Source organism: Streptomyces qinglanensis (assembly GCF_900111245.1).
Taxonomy (GTDB): Bacteria; Actinomycetota; Actinomycetes; order Streptomycetales; family Streptomycetaceae; genus Streptomyces; species Streptomyces qinglanensis.
Genome location: NZ_FOGO01000004.1, coordinates 557,711 through 568,803, shown reverse-complemented (window position 1 = coordinate 568,803; position 11,093 = coordinate 557,711). Strand labels below are relative to the sequence as shown.

General features: G+C 71.9%; 7 protein-coding genes. 5 read left to right on the top strand and 2 right to left on the bottom strand.

Annotated features, from left to right (window positions below; all coding sequences use genetic code 11):
- Positions 1-108: 108 nt before the first annotated feature.
- The 3 genes from BMX65_RS12340 to BMX65_RS12330 all read left to right on the top strand — a co-directional run bounded on the left by BMX65_RS12340 (position 109) and on the right by BMX65_RS12330 (position 7,348).
- Positions 109-2,124 carry a hypothetical protein gene (locus BMX65_RS12340; RefSeq protein ID WP_075000235.1) on the top strand — a complete coding sequence of 672 codons (2,016 nt, stop codon included), beginning with the start codon at positions 109-111 and terminating at the stop codon, positions 2,122-2,124.
- Between the two features lie 11 nt (positions 2,125-2,135).
- Complete coding sequence (locus BMX65_RS12335; RefSeq protein ID WP_075000234.1) at positions 2,136-2,384, top strand: hypothetical protein; 249 nt, start codon at positions 2,136-2,138, stop codon at positions 2,382-2,384.
- A 536-nt stretch (positions 2,385-2,920) separates the two neighbouring features.
- On the top strand, positions 2,921-7,348 hold the full coding sequence (locus BMX65_RS12330; RefSeq protein WP_075000233.1) for a type VII secretion EssC family protein: 4,428 nt from the start codon (positions 2,921-2,923) through the stop codon (positions 7,346-7,348).
- 315 nt (positions 7,349-7,663) lie between these two features.
- On the opposite strand, the gene BMX65_RS12325 is transcribed toward BMX65_RS12330, so the two are convergent.
- Positions 7,664-7,930, bottom strand: coding sequence for a WXG100 family type VII secretion target (locus tag BMX65_RS12325; protein ID WP_019354028.1), 267 nt, complete (start codon positions 7,928-7,930; stop codon positions 7,664-7,666).
- A gap of 736 nt (positions 7,931-8,666) precedes the next feature.
- Between BMX65_RS12325 and BMX65_RS12320 the strand changes: the two genes are divergently transcribed.
- Together BMX65_RS12320 and BMX65_RS12315 are read left to right on the top strand one after the other, a co-directional pair.
- Positions 8,667-9,104 carry an SPW repeat protein gene (locus tag BMX65_RS12320; RefSeq protein WP_075000232.1) on the top strand — a complete coding sequence of 146 codons (438 nt, stop codon included), beginning with the start codon at positions 8,667-8,669 and terminating at the stop codon, positions 9,102-9,104.
- Positions 9,105-9,466: 362 nt separating this feature from the next.
- Entirely contained in the window at positions 9,467-10,612 is a 1,146-nt protein-coding gene (locus BMX65_RS12315; RefSeq protein ID WP_075000231.1) for a YihY/virulence factor BrkB family protein, read from the top strand.
- On the opposite strand, the gene BMX65_RS33475 is transcribed toward BMX65_RS12315, so the two are convergent.
- Positions 10,609-10,974 (bottom strand): (4Fe-4S)-binding protein, encoded by a 366-nt coding sequence (locus tag BMX65_RS33475; RefSeq protein ID WP_239501994.1) that lies wholly within the window; start codon positions 10,972-10,974, stop codon positions 10,609-10,611. The two genes, BMX65_RS12315 and BMX65_RS33475, sit on opposite strands and share 4 nt — an antisense overlap.
- Positions 10,975-11,093 lie beyond the last annotated feature (119 nt).

Genomic DNA, 11,093 nt, shown 5'->3' with positions numbered 1-11,093 from the left:
AGCCGCTTCGCGCAGCGGAGCGGGAACACTGTACTGATCGGCTGCACGGGTGGTATCGAGCGCCTGCCGGGCGCCCGACGCCCGGCTGCCATGGGGGGAGCAAGCGGAATGGGTGAGTTCACCGGGGTCGACCCGCTTCGGCTGCGCAAGCTGGCCGACGCGCTGAAAGGGCTGGCCGACGCGCTGGACAGGGAAGGAAGCGTCATCCGCGACCTGTTCGACAAGTGGGAGGGGACGATCGGCCAGAGCGTGCTGCGGCAGCAGACCACCCAGGTCGGGGACGACGCACGGAACATGTCCCTGCGGGCGGATCTGGCCTACAGCTACTTTCTCCAGCCCGCGTTCAGGGATCCGAACAGCCCTCGGCCGACCTGGGCGAACATCCAGTGGGATGTCTCCGAGATCGACACCAGGGCGGAGGGGCAACTGGAGGCTCGCGCACTGCTGGCGACGCTCGACAACCCGGATGATCCGGGTGCGCGCGCCAGGATTCGGCTGCTCTCCCAGTCGCTGGCCGACCACGCGGACGACCCGGCTTTTCTCCAGGCGTTCATGAACGCCGGAGGTCTGGACGCCTCGGTGCGCGCGGCCCGGTATCTGCACAACCAGGACGGCACGCACGGCAAGAACGTGCTGTCCCAGGAGTCGCAGCAGATCCTCGGCAGGTTCGGGCAGGCGGTACAGTCCGCGACCAGCCTGGCTCAGCAGGGGAAGATCCAGCTCCCTGCCGACTATGCGAAGAAGCTGACGAGTCCGCCGGACGGTGACATGTGGTCCGTCGGCATGCTCTTCCAGTACGGCCCCAAGGGCGACAAATGGGATCCCACGCTGTTGTCCACCGTGGGCGGAGCGATGCTGGACTGGCGCTCGAAGCAGCAGATGCGCCCCAACTATTCGGCGCCCGGCATCACGGGCCTCGGCTATGTCCCCGGGGGCTACGTCGAGTCGGACAACCCCTGGTATCACAGCCTGGGCTTGAAGGTCTCGTACCTGACAGTGGGCGGAGAGGACGCGGCAGCCCGTATCCAGGGCATCGCCGCCAACGACCCGTCGGTCATCCTCATGCAGCGTGTCAGTGAGAATCCGGACGCCTCCCGCCTGCTGCTGACCGGGCCCGACGGCGCGAAGCACGCCAAGGTACTGGTCGACGACAGGTGGCACACCCCGGGCCCGCAGTCGTTCGACGAGGCGCGGTGGCCGGCCGCCGTCATCACCGCCGCCACCACGGACCGGAAGGGCCACCCGCACCTTTCGGCGGAGGCGGCCGCCAATGTCATCAACGCGGGCGCGGCCGAGTACGGCGACGAGAAGGGCAAGGGCGAATACGAGAAGTCGCAGTACCCGGTCCCGAACCGGATCACTCACGCCCTGGCGCAGGTGTTCGCCACATATGTGCCCGACTTCGCGCAGTCGCACGGCATGCCGAAGAACCAGGCGGCCACTCCCGCAACCGGGGCGAACAGCAACGGCATGCTGATCGTCGGCCACCAGACGGCACTCGATTTCATCAGCATGATCTCGCAGAACCACGGCGACGCGGGTCACTTGGTCAATTCCGTCAACGCGCAGATCTCCCTGACGGCGGCGCAGGGGATGGGCAGCCCGGAGGCGACGACGTATCTGAACAACCTGGCCGAGTTGCGGGGCGTCGTGACCGCCGGTGCCCACCGGACGGGCCTCGACGCGAAGAAGCTCCAGGACGAGGCGAACAAGAAGACCGTGCTGTGGGTCGACTCCGTCGGTGGCGCCATCACCGCCGTCCCGGGGCTGCCCATCGAGGGCGAATGGGTGCAGACAGCGATCGCAGCGGGCCTGCCCGCGGTGAAGGAGAGCTTCTCCACGGACAATGCGCAGAAGTACCAGGAAGAAGCCGGGCCGAAGTTCTACGACGACCAGTCCTCCATGCGGCTGCCCCTCCTGCAGGGTCTGGTCGTCAGCGGAAAGATCAAGCCCCCCGAGGGACACCCGGAATGGGCGAACGGACGGATCGACCTCAAGAACGCGAGCGACCTCACAGACTTCAACAGTTGGTGGCAGCAGGTCGCGCGGCACCAAGGTGGCAAGTTGGACACATTCGACGACGGCATGCGGGACGCGTTCGAGCGCGGAAACACCGCCAACTGAAGGGGGAGGGCATGGGCCAGCAGGAAGCCGATCTGTGCAGGCAGGACATGGCGAAGATCGAATCCGCGGTGGGAAACGTCCGCACCGCGCTGAAGGCGGTGACCGACCTCATGGGCTCCGACACCTGGGCGGGCACCGCGGCCGACACATGGGCCGGCGACTTCAACGGCCGGATGAGTTCGCTGAACTATCTCTTCAACTCCTACCCGGCAGAGGAGCAGCGGCTGATCACCAGAGCCGGGGAGGAGAAGCCGAAGTGAGGCTCCCCCCCGGGGAGCTCGAGCAGCCACGGCACCCGCGCATGCGGCGGTTCACCTGATCGGCACGACGGTGGGTTCGCCGGTCTTCGGATCCGGCGCGCCGGGGTGCTGCCGGCCGACGACGTGATCTGTTCGCTGCCCGCCGTCGCGCCTCGAAGCCGCAGGGGATGCCGTCGCTCGTCACCTTGCCGCCGCCTTCAGCCGGAGGCGTGCCCCTCGTAGGAGACTGCGCTGGCCTGCCCCCGCCGGTGCGCCGGTCCGGTGAACAGGTCCGCCTCGGGGGCAGGCGGACCGGCCGGGACGCCGGGACCGGCCAGGACGGCGACGGGCGGCGTCCGCGTCCGCTCCCGGGCAGGACACGTCTCCAGCCCTCGGACCAGGTTTCGATCCCAGGAGGAACTGCGCCGGCCGAGCGCGCTGTTGCATGATTGCTACCCGGAGCAGAGCGCATCGGTGCACGGGGCGACGAGTCTGGGACGCGGACGTACGCGTACCGGTCCGCGGAGCGGGCACCGGCCGACCACGGGGGAGCTCCCATGGAACTGCGGCTTACCGCCGCCGACGCCGCGGGCGGGCGGCGGGCGGATCTGCTGGTGGACGTCGAGCCCGACGCCCCGGTGGGGGCCCTCGCGCGGGAGGTCGGCCGGCAACTGGGCGCCGCCGCACCGGGCGGCCCTCCGGACGGGGGCACAGGCAGGGGCACGGACAGCGGCGCGCCCGTCCTGCATGTCAACGGCTGCCCTCTCGATCCCACCGTCCCGGTGGCCGGCTCCCCCGTCCGGGACGGCGCCACGCTCTCGGTGGGAGCGCCCGGCGCGTGCCCCGGTCCGGAGGCTCAGGGCACCGTGGAGATCCGGCTCGTGGGCGGACCCGACGCCGGGCGTGTGTACCGGCTGGGGCCGGGCGTGGCCGTCGTCGGCAGCGGCCCCGAGGCGTGGGTGCGGCCGGCCGACAGCACGCTGCCCAGCACCGCCTGCGAGATCGATGTGGCCCTCGACGGCTCCGTGACCGTCACACCGGCGTTCGGCAGCAGCGTCACCATGGACGGCAGCCGGCTCCACGAGAGCGGGACCTGGCGGCGGCGCGGTGTCCTGGCGGCCGGGCACTCCCTGTTCGAACTGCGTGAGCCCGCCTTCCCGGACGCCGCGCTCAAACCCTCGCAGGACGGCACGGGGCTCGACTTCAACCGCCCGCCGCGGATCACGCCGCCGGCGCGCAGGACCCAGTTCCGACTGCCGTCCAGGCCCAAGCAGTCGGAGACGCGGCCGCTGCCGTGGGCGGTGGCGCTGGCGCCGCTGCTGGCCGCCGTCGCGATGGTGGTCCTGCTGGGCAGCGCCCTCTACTTGATCATGGCGGTGCTGACCCCGGTCACCCTGGTCGCCAACCACTTCTACGACCGGCGGCACGGCCGCAGGTCGCACCGGCACAAACGCCGCGAGTACGAACAGCACAAGGTCTCCATCGAGTACCAGGCGCGCCGGGCGATGGCCGAGGAGACGGCCGCGCGGCGGCTGGCCTGCCCCGACCCGGCGGAGCTGTACATCGCGGCCACCGGCCCCGGCCAGCGGCTGTGGGAGCGGCGGCTGGAGGACGACGACTACGGCGTGCTCCGGATCGGCACCGGCGCACTGCCCTCGGAGGTGGAGGTCAGCGACCCCAACCAGCAGGAGCACCGCCGTACGGAGCCGCGGCTGCTGGCCGAGGTGCCGGTGTCGGTGCCGCTGCGGACCCACGGCGTCCTCGGGGTCGCGGGCCGGGGCGAACTGCCCCGCTCCCTCGGGCGCTGGCTGGTGGCCCAGGCGACGGTGCTGCACAGCCCGGCGGATCTCACCGTCTGTGTGCTGACCGATCCGTCCGGCCGGGAGAGCTGGGAGTGGGTGCGGTGGCTGCCGCACGCCCGGGGCCGCGAGGGCCACGGCGCGGTGGCGCTGCTGGGGACCGAGACGGAGAGCGTGGCCCGCCGGATCAGTGAACTGCTGGCGCTGCTCGGCGCACGTCAGGAAGCGGCCGGCGAGCGGCGGCCGGGCGGTGACGACCAGTGGCGCGGACCGTCCGTGCTGGTCGTCCTGGACGGCTCCCGCCGGCTGCGTGCGCTGCCCGGACTGACGCAGCTGCTCCGTGAGGGCCCCCGCTTCGGCATCCATCTGGTGTGCCTGGACGCGGACCGGGGACTGCTGCCGGAGGAGTGCCGGGCGCTGGTGGAGGAGGACCACTTCGGGCTGCTGCAGGTGTCGCAGTTCGGCGGGAGCCCGGTGCAGTCGGTGCGGCCGGACTGTGTGCCGCCCGCCTGGTGCGAGTCGGTGGCCCGCGCCATGGCACCGGTCCGCGATGTGAGCGAGAAGGAGAGCGGCGCGCTGCCGGACGCCTGCCGGCTGCTGGACCTGCTGGAGCTGGAGCCGCCGTCCGCCGCCGCGATCTCGGCGCGCTGGGCGGCGGGCGGCCGCTCGACCGCCGGCGTGGTCGGCGCCTCCTTCGACGGCCCGTTCACCATCGACCTGGTGCGCGACGGCCCGCACGGGCTGGTCGCGGGCACGACCGGATCCGGCAAGTCGGAGCTGCTGCAGACGCTGGTGGCCTCGCTGGCGGTGGCCAACCGGCCGGACGCGATGAACTTCGTCCTGGTCGACTACAAGGGCGGCGCCGCGTTCAAGGGCTGCGAGCAGCTCCCGCACACCGTCGGCATGGTCACCGACCTCGACTCCCACCTGGTCAAGCGGGCGCTGGTCTCGCTCGACGCGGAGGTGAGCCGACGGGAGCGGATCCTGGACCCGGTCGGCGCCAAGGACATCGAGGCGTACGAGAGGGCCGCCCGCCGGGACCCCTCGCTGGCTCCGCTGCCCCGGCTGCTGATCGTCGTCGACGAGTTCGCCTCGATGGCCCGGGAACTGCCGGACTTCGTCAGCGGACTGGTCAACATCGCCCAGCGCGGCCGCTCCCTGGGCATCCACCTCCTCCTGGCCACCCAGCGGCCCGGCGGCGTGGTCTCGCCCGAGATCCGCGCCAACACCAACCTGCGGATCGCGCTGCGGGTGACGGACAACTCCGAGAGCCAGGACGTCATCGACGCGCCGGACTCCGCCGCCATCTCCAAGAACACCCCGGGGCGGGCTCTGGTGCGGCTGGGGGCTTCCTCGCTGCTGCCGTTCCAGTCGGGCCGCGTCGGCGGGCGCCGGCCGCAGACGGCCGCGGAGCGCACCACCGAGCCGTGGGCGGTGCGGGTGGAGTGGACGGATCTGGGCCTGCCCGCACCCAACCGGCCCGAGCTGCCGGGGAGTTCCGAGGACGACCCGCTCACCGATCTGGCGCTGCTGGTCGAGGCGGTGCGCGGGAGCGCCGCGGCGCTGGACCGCCCGGAGCCGTACCGGCCCTGGCTGGAGCCGCTCTCCGACCTGGTGACGGTGGCCGAGGCGCCCCGTTCCGGCACCGGGCGGCGCGGCGACATCGCGCCCGTCGTGTTCGGCGTCACCGACGTTCCGGCCCGGCAGGCCCGCGAGGCGCTGACCCTGGACCTGGTCGACGGCGACCATCTGCTGCTGGTCGGCGGGCCGCGCTCGGGGCGCTCGACAGCACTGCGGACCATCGCCGCCGCGCTGGCCGACAGCGCCTCGCCTGCCGAGGTGCATCTGTACGGCGTGGACTGCGGCTCCAACACCCTGGTCCCGCTCTCGGTGCTGCCGCACTGCGGCGCCGTCGTCACCCGGGATCAGACCGACCGGCTCACCCGGCTGCTGGCCAGGCTCCAGGCCGAACTCGTCCGCCGCCAGCAGATCCTGGCGCGCGCGGGCGCCGCCAACGTCGCGGAACAGCGCGCGGGCGCCGCCTCCCCCGAGGAGCGGCTGCCGTGGCTGGTGCTGCTGCTGGACAACTGGGAGAGCTATACCGCGGCCTTCGAGTCCTACGACTACGGCAAGCTCGTGGACGGGATGACCCAACTGTTCCGCGAGGGCCCTTCGGTGGGTCTGCGGGTCGTGATGTCCGCGGGCCGCGGCGGACTGTCCGGCCCCGTCTCCGCCGCGTTCGGCGACCGGCTCGTCCTGCGGCTGGCCGACCCGAACGACTACTCGACAGCCGGGATGACGCCCAGGGACGTGCCCTCTCATCTGCCGCCGGGCCGCTGTCTGCGGCCCGGCGACGACGGGGTGCGGGAGAGCCAGCTCGCCCTGCTGGACCGCGACCCCTCGGGCCGGGCCCAGGTGGCCGCCGTCCGGCGGATCGCCGAGCGCACCGCGGTCGAGCACGGCGATCCGCCGCGTGCGCAGCGCCCCATGCGGGTGGACGCGCTCCCGGGCCGGGCCACCGCCACCGCGGCCTGGGCGCTGGACCCGCAGTTCGCTCCGCCGTCCCCGCTGTGGGTGCTGGTGGGGGTGGGCGGTGACGAGCTGGCCCCGACGGGTGTGGACCTCGGGCAGGAGGGTCCGGGGTTCGTCATCGCGGGACCGCCCAAGTCGGGCCGCTCGACGTCCGTGTGCGCGGCGGCACGCTCCTTGCTGCGCTCCGGTCTGCCGCTCGTCCTCGTCACCCCCAAGCGCTCACCCCTGCGCGAGCTGGCGGACGAGCCGGGGGTGCTGGGCGTGCTCCAGGACATGACCGACGCCGCGCCGCTCCAGGAGCTGTTGGAGCGGGCCGCGGCCGACGGCCGGTACGCGGTGGTCGTGGACGACGCCGAGCTCGTCCACGACACCCCGCTGGACTCCGCGCTGGAGGGAGTGGTGCGCAGCGGAGTCGACGGCGGGCACGGCCTGGTCGCCGCCGGGACCACGGACGCACTGACCTCGCAGTACCGCGGCTTCGTCAAAGAGGCCCGGCGGGCACGCAGCGGTCTGCTGCTCTCGCCGCAGAACAACGCGGAGGGCGAGCTGTTCTCCGTCCGGCTGCCCCGCGCCGCGGCGTCCGGCGTGCTGGGGCGCGGACTGCTGGTGCGCAGCGGCGAGATGACGGCCGTTCAGGCGGTCGTGGACGAGTGAGACCGGCGGGCCGGGCCCCGCAACCCGGTCCGGGTCCGGTTCGAGTCCGGTCCGGTTCGGTTCGAGTGCGGTTCGGTTCGGTTCGGTTCGGGGCACCGGACACGGCCCGGGGAACGGGTTCCGTTCCGGCCCGGTGCCCCGATCCGGTGCCCCGATCCGGTGCCCCGGGGCAGGCGCTGCCCACTGCCAGGCCGGGTACGCGGGGTCCCGCGGCCCCTTCCGGCCGGGCCGGGCACGCACGGCGGGCCGCAGCCTGGTCGGCTGCGGCCCGCCGGTTCGCGAACAGTTCCGCGGGGTCGAGCGCCCCGCCCCGGGTCAGTTGGTGGCGTGGTCGATGTTGTCCGCGTTGGTCCGCGCGGCGCGCCCCGCTTCCCGCAGCGTCTCCACGAACTTGTCGAACGTCGGCTTCAGGCTCTCCCACTCACCGCGGAACTGCTGCGCCTTGCCACCGGTCCAGTAGCTACCGCTGTCGTTGCAGGCCGACTGCAACCTGGTGATCAGTCCCTGGAGCTGGGTCGCGTCGCCGTCGAACTTCCCCGCGAGCTCCCGCAGCCGCTCGAGGTCCGCACCGTTCATTCCCATCTGGAACCCTCCCCGTCTTCCGCCTTCGACGTGGCCCGGCTTCGGCACGTCTCGCAGCACGGTAGCGCAATCACCCGCCGTAGCGGTCCGGTTCGTGTCACAGCCCCTCGACGGCCGTGTCGCACCGCCGCCCGTGGTTGCCGGGTCGCCGGGGGCACCGGGCGCGGGCGAACTGTCGACCGCTGCGGTGCCGTCCGCCCGGGTCGGGGCAGGGGCGGGAGCGGGAGACGGGCCCTCGTCGGTCGAGGGCGCGAGCGGCTGCCGGCTGCGCGGTGAGGCCGCGCCGTCTTCCTCGGCAGCCACCCCGGTGTCAGAAGACCAGCCGCGCGGCTGGTGCCGCTGTGCAGCAGGGTGCCCCGGTCCGGCTCCGGACCGTCGTCCCGCATGTGCTCCCGGGGTCGCCACCCCGGGAGCGATCCTTCGAGCCACGCCGGTTCGGCCGTCCGCGGAGAGCGGCCTTGCCCCTTGACGGCCGCGCCCGGGTCGGGGCGCGACAGCCGCCGTGGCTCGTCCTGTCGCAGCCGTTCCATGCCGTCCCCTATGCATGGGCCAGGAGAGCAGCGAGTACATCACCGTGATCCCCTGGCCACCCAGCGCAACCAGGGGGTGACTGATCCACCTGAATGTGCTATAAATCACACTGGATGGGGTGATTTACCCCGTTTGCTGGTCACTCTAGAGGAGTGGTGAACGGTTCAGCCGTTCACCGAAGGCACTCCAAGGAAGGAGGACGACCATGGCAGTGCCGACTACCGGTAGCAGCATCGAGCACCACCCCGACCTCGTGGAGATGCGAGCCCGGTACGAGAAGGCCGGATCCACTCCGGTCGCGCAGATCGTTGAAGGGCTGGCTTTCCTCTCCGGCCTCTACATAGCGATCTCGCCATGGGTGGTCGGTTTCAACGGGACGACGAGCCTGGCGGCGAGCAACCTCATCGTGGGGCTGGCGTTCGCGGTGCTCGCCTTCGGATTCGGTTCCGCTTACGAGCGGACGCATCTGCTGGGATGGACCGCGCCACTGCTCGGAGCCTGGGTGATCATCTCGCAGTGGGTGATCAACGGCGCTCCGGACACAGCGCAGATCGTGGTCAACAATGTGGTCGCGGGAGGTGTGGCAGCACTCTGCGGATTCGCGGTCATGGGGTTGGCCCTCATGGGCAGGCGGAAGACGTGAAGCCCGCCGGCTGACCCGCGGACAGCGGAGACAGGCACGACGCGCAGGATCTGATGCGCGTCCGGAACGGGCGGAGCAGCGCCAGGAAGGGCTGCGCCGCCCGTTTCGTGGTTCCGGCGCCGTTTCACGGTTCCGGCCGCCGCCCCGTGGCTCCGGACCCGCCGGATGGCTCTCCGGAGGGTGCGCACCGGCACGGCCTGGGATTGGCTGGGACGGCGAGGGCGGACCGGTACCGGCGCCGGGCGGGGTTTCCCGCCCGGCAGCACGAACCCCCGCACCTGGTTCCCCGTGCGGGCGACGACCGCGAGGCAACGGTCGGGCGCACGGGCAGACGGGCAGGTCGAGGAGGCGTCCGACGGGCCATGGGCATGGGCACGGCGCAGCGGATCGACGCCTTTCAGCAGCGGCACCGCTGGGCCGGTCTGCCGCTGGCCGTCGTCTACAAGGTCTTCGACGACCAGGCCCTCTACCTCGTCGCGCTCCTCACGTACTACACCTTCCTGTCGATCTTCCCCGTGCTGCTGCTCTTCGTCTCCGGTCTCGGCTTCTTCCTGGAGGACAACCCCGAGCTCCAGCGGCGACTGCTGAACTCGGTGCTCGGGGAGTTCCCGGTGCTCGGGGAACAGCTCAGGGGACGGATCCACGCCTTCCGCAGCAACGGCATCGCCCTCGCCATCGGCATTCTCGGCAGCCTGTACGGGAGCCTGGGTGCGGCTCAGGCCGCGCAGTACAGCCTCAACAAGATCTGGGCCGTCCCGCGCTACCAGCGGCACGACCCCTTCAGGTCTCGGCTGAAGGGGATGCTGTTCCTGATGACAGTGGCCTGCGGACTGTCCGTGACGCTGCTGCTGTCGCTGGCGACCTCGGAGTCCAAGGCGTTCGGGACCGACCTGGGCACCGGACTCCGCGCGACGATCACGCTGGTGGCGGTGGCCGTGAACGCCGGGCTGCTGCTGGCCACCTACAGCTTCCTCACCCACCATCAGGTGGCGCTGCGCAGGCTGTGGGCGGAGTCGCTCGGTGCCGCCTGCGCATGGCAGGTGCTGCAGTGGGCCGGCGGGTACTACGCGACCAATGTGCTCCGCGGCGCGAGCGCGACCTACGGGATGTTCGGCATCGTCCTGGGTCTGCTCGGCTGGATCTACCTGGGCGCGTTGATCTTCATGGTGGCGGCCGAGGTGAGTGTGGTGCGGGCCCACCGGCTGTGGCCCCGGAGTCTGCTGACCCCGTTCACCGACCGGGTGTGGCTGAACTGGGCCGACCGCCGGGCGTACACCTCCTACGCGACAACGGAGACCTTCAAGGGGTTCGAGACCGTCACCGTGGAGTTCCACCAGCGGCCGCCGCCGGGACCCGGCCCGACAGCGGCCTCTCCGGAGGACCCGTGGGGCGAGGGCCCGGGTGAGGCGCCCTCTCCGGACACGGACCCGGCGGAGTGGCGCCGGCCCCCGGAGGGCTCGGCCGGAAACCAGCCCCCGGACGCACCCGAGGGGCCGCCGGACCGCTAGCCGAACGAGTCCGGTCTCCTCGGTCCCAGGGGCGACGAATGACCGCGTGAAAGCGCGGGGGTGCGGGAGGCCCGGTCCGGTGGGGCGGTCCTCACCTCCCGCTCTCCGCTCTTGGGCCGTGACCGCGGTCGGCACACATACCCCTCCAGTGCGTACTGCAGCGCACCCGAGGGACAGCGCCGGATCACTTCGGCCAGGCGCTCGGCCTCGGCACCGTCCGGCCGGATCCACGGGCGCTCGCCCGGGTCGAAGACCTCCGGCAGACCGCGGACGCATTCGGCGGCATGCAGACAGCGCCCGGCCTCGAAGGTCACGGTGATGGACTTTCCCTCGTACGTCTTCTTCCCGGCTCGGCCGCTCATACCGCCTCCGTCGCTGCCATCCGGGTGTTCAGTGGGCCTCGTACCGCCCGGCCTCCGGAATGTCACTCACTCGAACTGACACGTGTCCTCCAAGCACCCTTCTTCTGAGCGTTCTTTCC

Excerpts from the sequence above, each read along its gene's own strand:
- BMX65_RS12340 (WP_075000235.1), top strand. The coding sequence starts at position 109 with ATGGGTGAGTTCACCGGGGTCGACCCGCTTCGGCTGCGCAAGCTGGCC.
- BMX65_RS12335 (WP_075000234.1), top strand. The coding sequence starts at position 2,136 with ATGGGCCAGCAGGAAGCCGATCTGTGCAGGCAGGACATGGCGAAGATC.
- BMX65_RS12330 (WP_075000233.1), top strand. The coding sequence starts at position 2,921 with ATGGAACTGCGGCTTACCGCCGCCGACGCCGCGGGCGGGCGGCGGGCG.
- BMX65_RS12325 (WP_019354028.1), bottom strand. The coding sequence starts at position 7,930 with ATGGGAATGAACGGTGCGGACCTCGAGCGGCTGCGGGAGCTCGCGGGG.
- BMX65_RS12320 (WP_075000232.1), top strand. The coding sequence starts at position 8,667 with ATGGCAGTGCCGACTACCGGTAGCAGCATCGAGCACCACCCCGACCTC.
- BMX65_RS12315 (WP_075000231.1), top strand. The coding sequence starts at position 9,467 with ATGGGCATGGGCACGGCGCAGCGGATCGACGCCTTTCAGCAGCGGCAC.
- BMX65_RS33475 (WP_239501994.1), bottom strand. The coding sequence starts at position 10,974 with ATGAGCGGCCGAGCCGGGAAGAAGACGTACGAGGGAAAGTCCATCACC.